The sequence below is a fragment of the Ancylobacter sp. TS-1 genome, from assembly GCF_009223885.1.
In the GTDB taxonomy this organism is placed as follows: domain Bacteria; phylum Pseudomonadota; class Alphaproteobacteria; order Rhizobiales; family Xanthobacteraceae; genus Ancylobacter.
The window spans coordinates 1,929,349-1,942,829 of record NZ_CP045144.1; the positions used below are offsets into that span (position 1 = coordinate 1,929,349).

General features: G+C 69.6%; 11 protein-coding genes. 7 read left to right on the top strand and 4 right to left on the bottom strand.

Going from position 1 to position 13,481, the window contains the following annotated elements; genetic code table 11:
- Nucleotides 1–52 precede the first annotated feature (52 nt).
- The 3 genes from GBB76_RS09245 to GBB76_RS09255 all read right to left on the bottom strand — a co-directional run bounded on the left by GBB76_RS09245 (nt 53) and on the right by GBB76_RS09255 (nt 1,692).
- A complete protein-coding gene (locus tag GBB76_RS09245; protein ID WP_202911188.1) occupies nt 53–841 on the bottom strand; it encodes an inositol monophosphatase family protein in 789 nt (262 codons plus the stop codon).
- A 152-nt stretch (nt 842–993) separates the two neighbouring features.
- Nucleotides 994–1,377: a cell division protein ZapA gene (locus GBB76_RS09250; RefSeq protein ID WP_152303044.1), complete on the bottom strand. Its 384-nt coding sequence runs from the start codon at nt 1,375–1,377 to the stop codon at nt 994–996.
- An 18-nt stretch (nt 1,378–1,395) separates the two neighbouring features.
- Nucleotides 1,396–1,692: a DUF4164 domain-containing protein gene (locus GBB76_RS09255; protein ID WP_152303045.1), complete on the bottom strand. Its 297-nt coding sequence runs from the start codon at nt 1,690–1,692 to the stop codon at nt 1,396–1,398.
- A 354-nt stretch (nt 1,693–2,046) separates the two neighbouring features.
- On the opposite strand from GBB76_RS09255, the gene tkt reads away from it, so the two are divergent.
- The 5 genes from tkt to pstB all read left to right on the top strand — a co-directional run bounded on the left by tkt (nt 2,047) and on the right by pstB (nt 8,679).
- Nucleotides 2,047–4,041: a transketolase gene (gene tkt / locus GBB76_RS09260; RefSeq protein WP_152303046.1), complete on the top strand. Its 1,995-nt coding sequence runs from the start codon at nt 2,047–2,049 to the stop codon at nt 4,039–4,041.
- A gap of 160 nt (nt 4,042–4,201) precedes the next feature.
- Nucleotides 4,202–5,212 (top strand): type I glyceraldehyde-3-phosphate dehydrogenase, encoded by a 1,011-nt coding sequence (gene gap / locus GBB76_RS09265; RefSeq protein WP_152303047.1) that lies wholly within the window; start codon nt 4,202–4,204, stop codon nt 5,210–5,212.
- A 79-nt stretch (nt 5,213–5,291) separates the two neighbouring features.
- Entirely contained in the window at nt 5,292–6,491 is a 1,200-nt protein-coding gene (pgk, locus tag GBB76_RS09270; RefSeq protein WP_152303048.1) for a phosphoglycerate kinase, read from the top strand.
- Nucleotides 6,492–6,620: 129 nt separating this feature from the next.
- Complete coding sequence (locus GBB76_RS09275; RefSeq protein ID WP_152303049.1) at nt 6,621–7,646, top strand: class I fructose-bisphosphate aldolase; 1,026 nt, start codon at nt 6,621–6,623, stop codon at nt 7,644–7,646.
- 184 nt (nt 7,647–7,830) lie between these two features.
- Entirely contained in the window at nt 7,831–8,679 is an 849-nt protein-coding gene (pstB, locus tag GBB76_RS09280) for a phosphate ABC transporter ATP-binding protein PstB (protein WP_152303050.1), read from the top strand.
- Nucleotides 8,680–8,802: 123 nt separating this feature from the next.
- On the opposite strand, the gene GBB76_RS09285 is transcribed toward pstB, so the two are convergent.
- On the bottom strand, nt 8,803–11,292 hold the full coding sequence (locus GBB76_RS09285; protein WP_152303051.1) for a carbohydrate-binding family V/XII: 2,490 nt from the start codon (nt 11,290–11,292) through the stop codon (nt 8,803–8,805).
- Nucleotides 11,293–11,639: 347 nt separating this feature from the next.
- Here GBB76_RS09285 and GBB76_RS09290 point away from each other — a divergent pair, with 347 nt between their 5' ends.
- The gene (locus GBB76_RS09290; RefSeq protein WP_152303052.1) at nt 11,640–12,287 is read left to right on the top strand and encodes a thiamine phosphate synthase; all 648 of its coding nucleotides are present in this window, start codon (nt 11,640–11,642) and stop codon (nt 12,285–12,287) included.
- On the top strand, nt 12,287–13,288 hold the full coding sequence (locus GBB76_RS09295; protein ID WP_152303053.1) for a tetratricopeptide repeat protein: 1,002 nt from the start codon (nt 12,287–12,289) through the stop codon (nt 13,286–13,288). The genes GBB76_RS09290 and GBB76_RS09295 overlap by 1 nt, the downstream gene beginning before the upstream one ends.
- The last annotated feature ends 193 nt before the right edge of the window (nt 13,289–13,481 follow it).

Here is a 13,481-nt window from a genome sequence, read left to right on the forward strand (position 1 = left end):
CGAGCGGAAATGGAACGCGCGACGGCTTTCCCGAACCGCTATCGGCCTACCGTCAGGCCTTGGGCAGCAGCGCCAGAAGGTCGCGGCGCATCGCCTCGTTGCCGACGATGATGTCGCCCTTGGCCAGCATCTTGTCGCCGCCCTCGAGATCGGAGACATAGCCGCCCGCCTCGCGCACCAGCACGATTCCGGCCGCCATGTCCCACGGGCTGAGGCCGCGTTCCCAGAAGGCGTCGAAGCGGCCCGCGGCCACCCAGGCGAGATCGAGCGCGGCCGAGCCGGTGCGCCGCAGCCCCGCCACCTTCGGCGCCACGGCGGCATATTCGCGACCGAACTGCGCGAAGTCGCCGCGCCCCATATGCGGCAGGCCGCAGCACACCACGCTGTCGGCGAGGCTGCGCCGGGCGGCGACCCGGATGCGCCGGTCGTTCATGAAGGCGCCGGCGCCCTTCTCGGCGATGAACAGCTCGTCGGTGATGGGATTGTAGATGACGCCGGCCACCGGCACGCCGTCGCGCGCCAGGCCGAGCGAGACGCAGAACAGCGGGATGCCGTGCAGGAAGTTGGTCGTGCCGTCGAGCGGGTCGATGATCCAGCGGTGGCTTTCGTCGGCCCCGTCGACCTCTCCGCTCTCCTCCATGATGAAGCCATAGCTCGGCCGCGCCTTGGCGAGTTCTTCCTGAAGGATCCGCTCGGCCTTGCGGTCGGCATTGGAGACGAAGTTCGCCGGCCCCTTGAGCGAGACCTGAAGGTTCTCGACCTCGCCGAAATCGCGGACCAGGGAGCGGCCGGCCTTTCGGACGGCCTGGACCATGACGGTCATCAGGGCGGAACGGATCATGACGACTTCCAGATTCGACGCGGACAGAGACCGGACGGGCCGTGGCCCGGACGGCGGACTGCTCCTCTGCGCCGGGCCGCAGGCCGCGTCAAGTCCGCAGCCCCCTTGGGTCACCCCCGACCGCGCCGCCATAGCGGGCGCGGGCCGGGCGCTCAGCCCATGCCGACGCCGCCCGACGGGCTCGGGCCCAGCCCCCGGGCGAGGCGTTCCAGCCGCTCCGCAGCGGAGACCACCGCATCGGCCACGAGAGCCTGGGTCTGGTCCAGCCGCTGCACCGCCGCCCCGCGCGCCGCGCGCTCGGCGGCGGCCTCCTGCTCCAGCGCGCGAAGGCGCCGGCGCGCCTCGCTCAGTTCGTCGGCGATAGTGATGGCGGCCATGATGCCGAGGCGCTGGTCGCCGATCTCGCCGAAGGCTTCGCGCAGCTGGTCGATGCGCGCATCGACCTCCTCGCCGAGCCCGGCAAGATGCTCTTCCTGCCCATCGTCGCACGCCATGCGGTAGGCGCGCCCGCCGATGCTGATGGTCACATAGGCCATGCCCGCCCCCTTCCGCGATCAGCGTTCATGCGCGGCGAGCACCGCGCGGATGGTTTCCATGGCACTGCCGAGCCGGCGCGCGACCTCGTCATTGGCGGTTTCCAGCCGGTCGGCGCGGGCGTGCGCGCCGTCCAGCGCGTCGGCGAGGCGCGAACGGTCGGCCCCCAGCACATGAAGCTGCTGCGCGAGGGCGGCCTCCTGCCGCTCGACCTCCAGTCGCCGCTCGATAGCAGCCTCCAGCGCGTCGACCGCGCCCTCGAAGCGCCGCAGCGCCACCTCCAGCGTGATCGGTTCACCCCCTGCCGGCGGGATCATGGTTTCTCCGTTCCCCGCGACAAGACCGCAGGCCTGCCGCCACTCGCGCCGGCCGGCACATCCCGGCTCGCCACACTCCGAGAGGTGATTCCGGCATTGTGATTCCGGCGATATTGAGCCTGCGCTCGCGCGGAGCGTCAACCGGAGACCGGGCGAGCGCACCGCGACGCCCCAGCCGGCGGTCGTCGCACGCCTTTGACACGGCGGCCCGTGGTGCTATCACTCCCGCGCCCTTTGTCTGCACGCTGAGAAGGCCCGCACCGGAAGCCCCGCCGCTCAGCCCGCGGCCGTTCCGAAAGACGCCGCGACCCGCACAATCCGTTAACGCGTTCCCCCTCGGAGACATTCGTCCTCATGTCGAACCGCGAGAAGCACGATCGCATGGCCAATGCCATCCGGGCCCTGGCCATGGATGCCGTCGAGGCCGCCAATTCCGGCCATCCGGGCATGCCGATGGGCATGGCCGACGTCGCCACCGTCCTGTTTGGCAAGGTGCTGAAGTACGACCCCACCGACCCGCACTGGCCGGACCGCGACCGCTTCATCCTGTCGGCCGGCCACGGCTCGATGCTCATCTATTCGCTGCTCTATCTCACCGGCTACGAGGGCATGACCCTCGACGACCTGAAGCATTTCCGCCAGCTCGGCTCGCGCACCCCCGGCCACCCGGAATACGGCCACACGGTCGGCGTCGAGACCACCACCGGCCCGCTCGGCCAGGGCCTCGCCAACTCGGTCGGCTTCGCCCTTGGCGAGCGCATGCTGGCCGCGCAGTTCGGCTCCGATCTCGTCGACCACCACACCTATGTCATCTGCGGCGACGGCTGCCTGATGGAAGGCATCTCGGAGGAGGCGATCGAGATCGCCGGCCGCCAGAAGCTGAACAAGCTCACCGTGCTGTGGGACGACAACCACATCACCATCGACGGCTCGACCGCCCTGTCGGTGGCGACCGACCAGCTCGCCCGCTTCGAGGCGTCGGGCTGGAACGCCACCCGCGTCGACGGCCATGATCCCGATGCCATCCTCGCCGCCCTGGAGCGTGCCAAGACCAGCGACAAGCCGACGCTGATCGCCTGCCACACCACCATCGGCTATGGCGCGCCGAACAAGGGCGGCACCAATGCCGTGCACGGCGCGCCGCTGGGCGCCGCCGAGATCGCCGCCGCGCGGGCATTCCTGAACTGGGAATATCCCCCCTTCGTCATCCCGAGCGACGTGCTGGACGCCTGGCGCCTGGCCGGGCTGCGTTCGCGCCAGGCCCACAAGAGCTGGAACGAGCGCCTCAAGGCGACCGACATCGAAAAGCGCGCCGAGTTCGAGCGCCGGGTGCGCGGCGATCTGCCCTCGAAGCTCGGTGAGACCATCGCCGGCGTGATCGCCAAGGCGCGCGCGGATGGCGGCGCCGTCGCCACCCGCAAGTCCTCCGAGATCGTGCTGGAGGCCCTCACCGCGGCCCTGCCGGAGATGGTGGGCGGCTCGGCCGACCTCACCCACTCCAACAACACCAAGACCAAGGCCACCTCGGTCTATGTCGAGCCGCCGAAATATGACGGCCGCTACGTCAACTGGGGCATCCGCGAGCACGGCATGGCCGCCGCCATGAACGGCATCGCGCTGCATGGCGGCTTCATCCCCTATGGCGGCACCTTCCTGGTGTTCTCCGACTATTGCCGCCCCTCCATCCGCCTCGCGGCGCTGATGGGCGTGCGCGTGGCCTATGTCTTCACGCACGATTCCATCGGCGTCGGCGAGGACGGCCCGACCCACCAGCCGGTCGAGCAGATCGCCGCCCTGCGCGCGATCCCGAACCTCCTCGTCTTCCGTCCCTGCGACACGGTGGAGACGGCAGAGGCCTGGAAGCTCGCGCTGGAGCACAAGACCGGCCCGAGCGTGCTGGCGCTGACCCGGCAGAACCTGCCGCTGCTGCGCACCGACGACGGCGACGAGCGCTGCCTGACCGCGCGCGGCGCCTATGAGCTGGTGCGGGCCTCGGACGACGCGCAGGTCTCGCTGTTCGCCTCCGGCTCGGAAGTCTCGCTGGCGGTGAAGGCCCGTGAGGCGCTGGAAGCGCAGGGCGTGCCGACCCGCATCGTCTCCGTGCCCTGCTTCGAGCTGTTCCTGAACCAGCCGGAGGAGAGCCGCCGTCAGGTCGTCGGCAAGGCGCCGGTGAAGATCGCCATCGAGGCCGCCATCCGCCAAGGCTGGGATGCCATCGCCGGCTCCGACGCGGCCTTCGTCGGCATGACCGGCTTCGGCGCTTCGGGTCCGGCGGGCGAGGTGTTCGCGCATTTCGGCATCACGCCGGAAGCCGTGGTCGCCACCGCCCTGAGCCGTCTCAAGCGCTGAGGCGGCTTTCGGCGGGAAGCCATGCGGCTGGCGCATGTTGCGTGCGCCAGCCCTGCACCCAGGTAGCAGCGTCAAAAGTGCGACTGGTGTCGTAGCGTCCGCCGCGCTATGAGGCCAACGCGCGGATCGTGATGAAAGAGCTTACCTGGGGATTAAACGCATGACGCTCAAGGTTGCCATCAACGGCTTCGGACGCATCGGCCGCAATGTGCTGCGCGCCATCATGGAGTCGGGCCGTACCGACATCGAGGTCGTCGCCATCAACGACCTCGGCCCGGTCGAGACCAACGCGCATCTGTTCCGCTTCGACAGCGTGCATGGCCGCTTTCCCGGCGTCGTGACGGTCGCCGGCGACACCATCGACGTCGGCCGCGGGCCGATCAAGGTCACGGCGGTCCGCAATCCGGCCGAGCTGCCTCACACCGCTCTCGGCGTCGACGTCGCGCTCGAATGCACCGGCATCTTCACCGCCCGCGACAAGGCCGCCGCGCACCTGACCGCCGGCGCCAAGCGCGTGCTGGTCTCCGCCCCGGCCGACGGCGCCGACCTGACGGTCGTGTTCGGCGTCAACCACGACAAGCTGACGAAGGACCACCTCGTCGTCTCCAACGCCTCCTGCACCACCAACTGCCTCGCGCCGGTGGCCAAGGTGCTGAACGATGCCGTCGGCATCGACCACGGCTTCATGACGACGATCCATTCCTACACCGGCGACCAGCCGACGCTGGACACCATGCACAAGGATCTCTACCGCGCCCGCGCTGCGGCGCTGTCGATGATCCCGACCACCACCGGCGCGGCCAAGGCCGTCGGCCTCGTCCTGCCCGAGCTGGCGGGCCGGCTCGACGGCACCTCGATCCGCGTGCCGACCCCGAACGTCTCGGTCGTCGACTTCAAGTTCGTCGCCAAGAAGAAGGTGACGAAGGAGGAGATCAACGAGGCGATCAAGGCCGCCGTCGCGAGCGGACCGCTCAAGGGCATTCTCGGCATGACCGACCAGCCGAACGTGTCCACCGACTTCAACCACGACCCGCATTCCTCGATCTTCCACCTCGACCAGACCAAGGTGCTGGAAGGCAACTTCGTCCGTGTCCTGTCGTGGTACGACAACGAATGGGGCTTCTCGAACCGCATGTCCGACACGGCGGTCGCCCTCGGCAAGCTGATCTGACTTCCGGCCCGGCCGGGCCTTCCGCCAAGAAGGCCCGGCCGTTTCGCATCAAGATCAACAATCTGAGGGAGAGAAACCCATGAGCGAGGAATCCGCTTTCCGCACGCTCGACGATGCCGAGGTCGCCGGACGGCGCGTGCTCGTGCGTGTCGACCTGAACGTGCCCGTCGACAATGGCCGCGTCACCGACGACACCCGCATCCAGGCCGTGCTGCCGACCATCCGCGAGATATCGGACAAAGGCGGCAGGGTGATCCTGCTGGCCCATTTCGGCCGCCCCAAGGGCGAGGACCCGGCGCTGTCGCTGGCGCCCATCGCCGGCGAGGTCGCCAGCCGGCTCGGCAAGCCCGTCGCCTTCGCCCCCGCCACCATCGGCCCGGTGGCCGAGGCGGCCGTGGGCGCGCTGGACGACGGCGACGTGCTGCTGCTGGAGAACACCCGCTTCGACAAGCGGGAAGAGAAGAACGATCCCGACTTCGTGGCGGCGCTGGCCGGCCTCGGCGACATCTACGTCAACGACGCCTTCGCCACCGCCCACCGCGCCCACGCCTCGACCGAGGGCCTCGCGCATCGGCTTCCGGCCTATGCCGGCCGCTGCATGCAGGAAGAAATCGAGGCGCTGGCGAAGGCGCTGGAAAAGCCGCAGCGCCCGGTGCTCGCCGTGGTCGGCGGCGCCAAGGTGTCCTCCAAGCTCGAACTGCTCGGCAATCTCGTCGCCAGGGTCGACATCCTCGTCATCGGCGGCGGCATGGCCAACACCTTCCTGGCGGCCCAGGGCAAGGATGTCGGCAAGTCGCTGTGCGAGCACGAGCTGGCCGGCACCGCGCGCGAGATCCTCGACAAGGCGAAGGCCGCCAGCTGCGAGATCGTGCTGCCGACCGACGCGCTGGTCGCCACCGAGTTCAAGGCGCACGCGCCGCATCGCGTGGCGTCGGTCGACGAGGTGAAGGCCGACGAGATGATCCTCGATGCCGGCCCGGCTTCCATCGCCCATGTCATCGGCCGGTTAAGGGCTGCGAAGACGGTGGTATGGAACGGCCCCTTCGGCGCCTTCGAGCTGCCGCCCTTCGACACGGCGACGGTCGCGGTGGCGAAGGCGGCGGCGGAACTCACCGACGCCGGCGGACTTCTGTCGGTGGCGGGCGGCGGCGACACGGTGGCGGCGCTCAACCATGCCGGCGTCGCCGACCACTTCACCTATGTGTCGACGGCCGGTGGCGCCTTCCTCGAATGGCTCGAGGGCAAGGCGCTGCCGGGGGTCGAAGCCTTGAGACGTTGAGAACCGCACGGGCGGCGGAAGTCCCGGCTTTCAGGACTTCGCCGCCCGGGTGATATACATTCCGATCGTCCGGCCCCGCATTCGATCCGGCCGCGGTGCCGAACGGTCTGTTTCGCGCGGGAGAGAGACATGACGGCGAGCCTCGAAGAGGTTGCGTACAAGCTGGCGGCGGGCGGCAAGGGCATTCTTGCCGCGGACGAGAGTTCGAGCACGATCAAGAGGCGTTTCGACGCCATCGGTATCGAATCCACCTTCGAGACCCGGCGCGACTATCGCGAGATGCTGTTCCGCTCGGAGGAGGCGATGTCGCAGTACATCTCCGGCGTCATCCTCTTCGACGAGACCATCCGCCAGAACGCCAAGGACGGCACGCCGCTGGTCAAGCTGATCGAGGATGCCGGCTCCATCCCCGGCATCAAGGTCGATCTGGGCGCCCGCCCGCAGCCCGGCTGCCCGGGCGAGACCATCACCGAGGGCCTCGACGGCCTCGGTGAGCGCTTCAAGGAATATTACGACCTCGGCGCCCGCTTCGCGAAGTGGCGTGCGGTGATCGACATCGGCAGTCACATCCCGAGCTACACTTCGATCATCGCCAATGCGCAGGCGCTCGCCCGCTACGCAGCGCTGGCGCAGGCGGCCGACATCGTGCCGATCGTCGAGCCCGAGGTGCTGATGGATGGCGACCACGACATCGACCGCTGCTACGAAGTCACCGAGTGGGTGCTGAAGGAAGTGTTCCAGCAGCTCTTCTACGCCCGCGTGAACCTCGAGGGCGCGGTGCTCAAGCCCAACATGGTGATCGCCGGCAAGAAGTCGTCCCGGCAGGCGTCCGTCGCCGAAGTGGCCGAGAAGACCGTGCGCCTGCTCAAGAACACCGCGCCGGCGGCGATCCCCAGCGTCGCCTTCCTGTCCGGCGGCCAGTCCGACGAGGAGGCGACCGCCCATCTCGACGCCATGATCCGCGGCGGCGGGCTGCCGTGGAACCTCACCTTCTCCTATGGCCGCGCCCTTCAGGCGGCACCGCAGAAGGCGTGGTCCGGCAAGCCGGAGAACGTCGCCGCCGGTCAGGCCGCGTTCACTCACCGCGCCAAGATGAACTATCTCGCCGCGCTGGGTCAGTGGACGCCCGAGATCGAGGCCAGGAAGGCGGCCTGAGGCAGCCTGAACGACCCGGCCTTCCGGCATTTGCGAGGCGCCGCCGCAAGGCGGCGCCTTTGTTTTATCGACGCCTTCGGCCGGCCGGCACGCGGCGGGCCGGCGCATTGCCGCCTCTTGACCTTGCGCAAGGCACGAATGCCCCCCGCCTCTAACCTTGCGGAATGGCAGGGGAGAGACGAGCGTGCGACACGATCTCAAGACCGGCTTTCCGCCCGGCGGCTTCGAGGCGCGCGGCCTCGCCCATCCCTCGGCCCGCGCGGGCGAGCCCACCCCGACCCCGGTCAAGCTCGATGTCCGCCATGTGAGCTTCCGCTTCGGCACGCAGCCGGCGCTCCATGACATCTCGCTGCCGATCCACGCCCATCGCGTGACGGCGCTGATCGGCCCCTCCGGCTGCGGCAAGTCCACCTTGCTGCGGGTGTTCAACCGCATGCCCGATCTCTACGAAGACCAGCATGTGGAAGGGCAGGTGCTGCTGGACGGGCAGGACATTCTCGCCCCGGACGTGGACGTGCTGACCCTGCGCCGGCGGATCGGCATGGTCACGCAGAAGCCCTCGCCCTTCCCCATGTCGATCTACGACAATGTGGCGATCGGCATGCGGCTCAACGAGGAACTGTCCAAGATCCAGCTCGATCAGCGGGTGGAGGATGCGCTGCGCCGCGCGGCGCTGTGGGAGGAGGTCGGCAGGCTTCTCGATCATTCGGCCCTGAGCCTGTCCGGCGGCCAGCAGCAGCGCCTCTGCCTCGCCCGCACCATGGCGGTACGTCCGGAAGTGATCCTGCTCGACGAGCCCTGCTCGGCGCTCGACCCCATCTCCACCGCCCGGATCGAAGAGACGATCGAGGAGATCAAGAGCGAGAGCACCATCGTCATCGTCACCCATAATCTGCAACAGGCGGCGCGCATCGCCGACTACACGGCGTTCCTCTATCTCGGCGAACTGGTCGAGTTCGGGTCGACGGCGCAGATGTTCTCCGAGCCGCGCGACGAGCGCACCCGGCGCTACGTCACCGGCGCCATGGGCTGACGGCGCAGCACAGCCCGCCACGACAGGCCCCTGCGCCACGCGGAGATGCCCTGAAACCGAAATCCCCGGCGCAGGGCCGGGGATGACGCAATTCGTGATGGACGGTCGCAGATCGGTTGCGGATCAGCGGCGGAAGCCGCCGCCGAACCCGCCGCGAAAGCCGCCGCCGAAGTCACCGCCGCCGAAATGATCGCCGCCGCCATACCCGCCATAGCCGCCGGCGCGGGCGAAGCTGTCGGCGCGCTGGTTGCCGAGGTCCTGATACTGGCGCTGCTGATCCAGCCGGCCGATCTGGTCGGCGTTCGAATCCGCCTGCCAGCCATTGCCGGCCTGATGCTGCCAGCCGCTGGACGAGTCGTACTGGTGGATGCTGCCGTCATGGTCGGTGTAGACGTTGCCGTTGTTCCACGCCACCGCATTGCCGGTCTTGGCGTTACCGGCGACGCCGCGGCTGTCGGCGCTGATATGGCCGTCATCGTCGACCACACCGGTCTGCGAGGCATGACCGATGCCGGTGGTCGGGTTGTAGCCCGCCGACTCGCGGCCCGCCGCGTAGTTGCCGGTATAGGCGTTGCCCTCGACGCCGGCGCGCGCCTCGCCATGGGCGCCCGTATAGGGGTTGAAGAACGCCGCCGAGCGGCCGGCGGCGTAGTTGCCGGTCCAGGGGTTGAAGGCGGCGGCCGAGCGGCCGGCGAAGTCGGTGCCCCATCCGGTCACGCCGTGCACGGCATTGGCGCCCCAGGCGGTGCCATAGGGGCCGACGCCCCAGGCATGATCCCATACCGCCGCGCCGCCCCAGGCGCCGTAGATGTTGGTCTGGTTGATGTTGACGCCCGCCCACGGGCCGTACCAGGGGCCCGGGCGCCAGTAAGGACCCCACCAGGGATACATCGCGCCCCAGCCAAAGGCGGCGTCGTAGCCGAAGGCGAAGCCCGTGGTCCAGGCGAAGGCCGCGTCATAGCCATAGGTGGCCGGGCAGCCATACCAGTAGGTGCCGATATAGCCGACGCAGTTGTAGCCGGTGCCGTAGACCACCGTGCCGCCGGGCTCGATGACGACGCCCATATAGCCGGGGGTGTAGCCGACGGTAACGACATCCGCCGTCGAGGCGTAGACCCTGACATAGGTCACGTAATGCAGCGGCGAGGAGACCGGGATCGTGTAGATCGCGTCCGGCACCACGTCGGCGACGAACCACGGCCCGGCCGGCGTGCCGGAGACGAACCACGCGCCCTGGAACAGCGCGTAGTAGCGAACCGCGTCGAGCATGATCACCGGCGTACGGGTATTGGCCGCGTAGCTGAGGATGGTGCCCTTGATCGGCTCGAATTTCGGCGCGCCGCCATCGTACTGGATGGTGAGCTTGGTATCGCGCTTGATGCTCGCCGTCTGCGGCACGGTGGCGGCAATGGCCGCTTCCTTGGCCTGCGGCGTGCCGGGCACCGAGACCAGCGCGTTCGAGGCCGGATCGGTCGGCGCGATCTTGGCGAAGCCGGCCGGCAGACTGGTGCCGGGCACGAAGCTCCACGGTCCGGCGAAGCCGGCGGCGCGGAACCAGCGCCCGGAGATCAGCACGTAATACTGGTTGCTGTCGGGATCGAGGATGATCGCATGGTCGGCATTGCTCACCCGCAGCAGCGAGGTCCCGCCCACCGGCGTCATCTGCGGCGCACCGGCAGTGATGACCAGCTCGGCCGGGGTGGTGGAGACGATCACCGCCGGCGGGGTGGCCGGCTTCTGCCCGTTGGCGGGCAGCATGGTCTGCGCCGGCTCCTCATAGGTCGCCGTGCTGCCGGCCGCCTCGAGCGAGGGGTCCGGCTGGGCGGTGACGGTCCACGGGCCTTCGACGGCGGGCGCCTGATACCAGGTGCCGGCCGCCTGCAGATGGTAGAGGCCGGCGGCGTCGACCAGCATCAGCGGCTGGGTGTTGACCACGCGCTGGAAGCCCTGCACGCCGTTGACCGGGCGCGGCGCCGGCTTGCCCGCCATCAGCACGAGAAGGGTCGGCTTGTCGGCGAAGACGATGCGCGGCGGGGTGTTCTCCACCGGCTGGGTCATCTCCTTGTCGAGCTGCTTGGTCGCCGCATAGCTCGTCATCAGATGGTCGAGCGCGAAGGTCATGCCCTGCGGCGAGATGCGCGACTGCAGCGTGCTCAGCAGCAGCGCATCCTGCGACGGGTCGGTCGGCACATCCACCGAGGTGATGCGGATATTGCTCAGCTGGGCGAGCTTCGACGGCTTGTCGACCGCCACGCGCGCGGTGAACCGGGCGAGGCCGTAGGTCGGCGAGGCGGCAGGCGCCGTGGAGGTGCCGCCGGACGCGCCGTCGGCCGGCTTGGGACCGATGGCGATGGCGGCGCGGCCGGAAATCTGGTCGCCGTTCCACTGCTCGATCAGCGGCTGGTAGACCTGCATCAGCTTGTCGCCGAGATCGAAACTGCGCGGCCAGGCCAGCGCGGGCGGAAGGGCGGTCGGGGCACCGGCCGTCGTGCCGGCGACGGGCACCGGAGCGGCCGGCTGCTGGGCGAAGGCGGGCGCGGCGAGCGCGGCGAGCGCGGCGAGCGCGGCGAGCGCGGCGGCGGCGAAGGCGAGACAATGAGGACGAAGACGCATGTTTCCCCCAACGGATGGCGGCGGGCGGCGATGGACCGCGCCCTGCGGCGCCGAGCGAACCAATAGCACCGCCACATGACCGCGATAAGCCGGAGGCCGTTCGCGAATTGGCGAGCAGGCTGCCTCTACCACTAAAATATTACCGCAATCGGGCAACGCCCCGGGAGCGGGCGCCAGAGCGGGCGTCGGAGCGGGACGCTGGACCCGCAACGGTCCGGCGCGGTAGACAGGCGGGGCCTGCCGCGCTTTCGCCGCCATCCTGCGGAATGGCTTGGCTGGCTCGCTTCGCTGCCGGATGCACCTATCGGATGCATCCTCCTGACCGAACGTCACAACGCTGGACCCCCATGGCTCGCTCCCCGGCCCGACACGATCCCGAACCTGCGCGACCGTCCCCGCGGCTCTACCTGCTGCTGCCGCCGGCCGAGACGCCGGACGCGGTCGCCGGCCAGATCGCCGCGCTGAGCGTGGCCGGCCGTTCGCTGGATATCGCTGCCGTGCTGATCCGCCCCGGCGCTGCGGACGCGCTGCCGCCCCTCGTCGCGGCGATCCATGCCATTGGCGGCGCCTGCCTTGTCGAGAACAATACCGGCCTTGCCGAGTCGATCGGTGCCGACGGGGCGCATCTCGACAGCATTGCCGCGCTCAAGGCCGCGCTTCCGGCGCTGCGCCCGCACGGCATTGCCGGGGCCGGCACCCTGCGGAGCAAGCATGACGCCATGACGGCGGCCGAGGCGGGCGCCGACTATGTGATGTTCGGCGAGCCCGACACCGCCGGCCGGCGCCCGCCCTTCGAGGCGACGCTGGAGCGCGCCGAATGGTGGGCCCAGCTCTTCGAGCCGCCCTGCGTCGCCTATGCCCGCACGCTGGAAGAGGTCGACGCGCTGGTCGAGGCCGGCACCGATTTCATCGCGGTGGACAACCTCGTGCTCGACGCGCCCGAGGAAGGCGCACAGGCGCTGGCCGGGCGGCTCGCCGGCGGCGGGGGCGACTGATGGCGGCGCCGCGCCCGCATCTGGCCGTAGCCATGGCCGGTGGTCTCGCCCTGCTCGCCGCGCTGGCTCCGCAGGCACATGCGCAGGCGCCGGCCAAGCCGGGGGCCGCCAAACCGGCAACAGCAAAGCCCGCCACCGCCAAGCCGAACGCGGCCGGTACCACCGTGCCCGACCCGGCCTATGCGGCCTATCAGACCGGCCATTACAAGACCGCCTTCGACCTCGCGGTCGAGCGCGCCAATTCCAAGGGCGATCCGGTTTCCATGGTCCTCGCCGCCGAGCTTCTCTCGCAGGGCTACGGCGTGCGGCAGGACGCGGAGGCGGCCCGCAAATGGTACGAGGCCGCAGCCGCGAAGGGCAATGCGGACGCGCTGTTCACGCTCGGCTCCGTCCTCATGGACGCGCCGGAGATAACCGCCAAGGATCAGGCCGTCGGCTATTTCCGCCGTTCGGCCGAAGCCGGCAATGTGCGCGCCGCCTATAATCTCGGCCTGATCTACCTTCAGGGGCAGGTGGCGCCGAAGGAGCCCGCCATCGCTGCGGAGTGGTTTAAGCGCGCCGCCGACCGCGACCAGCCCGACGCGCTCTACGCGCTGGCGACCCTCTATCGCGACGGCAACGGAGTCCCGAAGGACCCGATCGAGTCGGCCCGCCTGCTCCAGCGCGCCAGCGCGGTCGGCAACACCGTCGCCACCACCGAGCTTGCCATCCTCGTCTTCAACGGCAGCGGGCTGCCCAAGAACGAGGAACGCGCGGCCGAACTGTTCCGCGAGGCGGCGCTGGCGGGCAATGCCATCGCCCAGAACCGCTATGCCCGCATTCTCTCGGCCGGACGGGGCGCCCCGAAGGACCTCGTCGCCGCCGCGGCGTGGCACCTTGCCGCCAAGGCGCAGAACCTCGACGACCCCATGCTCGACAAGCTGGTCGCCGACCTGACGCCCGAGCAGCGCGCGCAGGCCGAGGCTCGCGTGAAGTCCTGGACCCCGGTCTACCCCTATTAGCGCGCGGGGAATCAACGCCGCGCCGCGCTTCGGCGCCGTGTCCCCTGCCGGGACGCTCGACGGCGCCCGGCACGGCCCGCGTCGTCCCGCCGCCGGGCCGGGCGGGGCCGAACCGCCGGTCGGTCCAAATAACGACCCAATTCCAGCCGATTAGCATTCGGGTTGAGCCCTGCCGTCCGCAACCGTCACGCAG

Coding starts and splice junctions, on each gene's coding strand:
- GBB76_RS09275 (WP_152303049.1), top strand. CDS start 6,621: ATGACGGCGAGCCTCGAAGAGGTTGCGTACAAGCTGGCGGCGGGCGGC.
- GBB76_RS09245 (WP_202911188.1), bottom strand. CDS start 841: ATGATCCGTTCCGCCCTGATGACCGTCATGGTCCAGGCCGTCCGAAAG.
- GBB76_RS09290 (WP_152303052.1), top strand. CDS start 11,640: ATGGCTCGCTCCCCGGCCCGACACGATCCCGAACCTGCGCGACCGTCC.
- gap (WP_152303047.1), top strand. CDS start 4,202: ATGACGCTCAAGGTTGCCATCAACGGCTTCGGACGCATCGGCCGCAAT.
- tkt (WP_152303046.1), top strand. CDS start 2,047: ATGTCGAACCGCGAGAAGCACGATCGCATGGCCAATGCCATCCGGGCC.
- GBB76_RS09285 (WP_152303051.1), bottom strand. CDS start 11,292: ATGCGTCTTCGTCCTCATTGTCTCGCCTTCGCCGCCGCCGCGCTCGCC.
- GBB76_RS09255 (WP_152303045.1), bottom strand. CDS start 1,692: ATGATCCCGCCGGCAGGGGGTGAACCGATCACGCTGGAGGTGGCGCTG.
- pgk (WP_152303048.1), top strand. CDS start 5,292: ATGAGCGAGGAATCCGCTTTCCGCACGCTCGACGATGCCGAGGTCGCC.
- GBB76_RS09295 (WP_152303053.1), top strand. CDS start 12,287: ATGGCGGCGCCGCGCCCGCATCTGGCCGTAGCCATGGCCGGTGGTCTC.
- GBB76_RS09250 (WP_152303044.1), bottom strand. CDS start 1,377: ATGGCCTATGTGACCATCAGCATCGGCGGGCGCGCCTACCGCATGGCG.